The organism is Pseudomonas sp. JV245A (assembly GCF_032424515.1).
Taxonomy (GTDB): domain Bacteria; phylum Pseudomonadota; class Gammaproteobacteria; order Pseudomonadales; family Pseudomonadaceae; genus Aquipseudomonas; species Aquipseudomonas protegens.
In genome coordinates, this window is sequence record NZ_VYKE01000463.1 from 1 (window position 1) to 764 (window position 764).

Below are 764 nucleotides of genomic sequence, written 5' to 3' on the forward strand. Positions count from 1 at the left end.
GATGGCTTCGATGCCGGCTGCGTCAGCGGCCGCCAGGCGGCAGGCTCCATGAGCGGAGAGTTTCGCAAGGACGTACCGCGCTACCTCAAGGACGCGCAATACGCCGAAGGCTGGAACGATGGTTTCCGCCAATGCCAGGCCATGCTGGAGAACCAGGACCGCAACGAGTATCGAGAGCGGCACTGGGACGAGCGCGAGCGAGCCTGGCAGCAGGAAAAGGACCGCGATGCGGCCCGAGCCTATCGTTCGCCGTAGGTCGCTTTCAGGTAACCGCCCAGGTGAAAAGCCTGCAACCATGGTCCACCCGCCTCCCTTCAAGGAGAAAACTGTGAGCCGCGCTTTCGTCAATGAAGATCAAGCCGACCAGGCCGAGCAGCCGGTGGAGCGCCAGATCAGCGCCCAGCCCAATTACGTCACGCCCCAGGGCCTTGCCGAATTGCAGGCCAGGGTTGCCCTGCTGCACAGCCAGCACAGCGAGCAAAACGACCTGGGAGATGACGCCGACAAGCAGCGAATGGCCGAACTTGAGCGCGACCTGCGCTATTTCACCCAGCGCCTGCACAGCGCCCAAGTGGTGACGACGGCCAATTCAACCGACAAGGTGCAGATCGGCAGCCGGGTGACCTTCGCCGATGAACAGGATCGCCAGCAAAGCGTGCAATTGGTGGGGGAGGATCAAGCGGATGCGGCCAAGGGGCTGATCAACTGGGCCTCGCCCCTGGGTCGTGCCCTACTGGGAGCACAACCGGGGGACGAAGTCCTGT

The 764-nt window shown here is 63.4% G+C and carries 2 protein-coding genes; both read left to right on the forward strand.

What is annotated here, in order from left to right; all coding sequences use genetic code 11:
• A partial coding sequence (locus F6S12_RS32450) for a hypothetical protein (RefSeq protein WP_315869950.1) occupies positions 1–255 on the forward strand: 255 nt, incomplete at its 5' end.
• Positions 256–328: 73 nt separating this feature from the next.
• Positions 329–764: GreA/GreB family elongation factor (locus F6S12_RS32455; protein WP_315869951.1), on the forward strand; the 436-nt coding region annotated here is incomplete at its 3' end.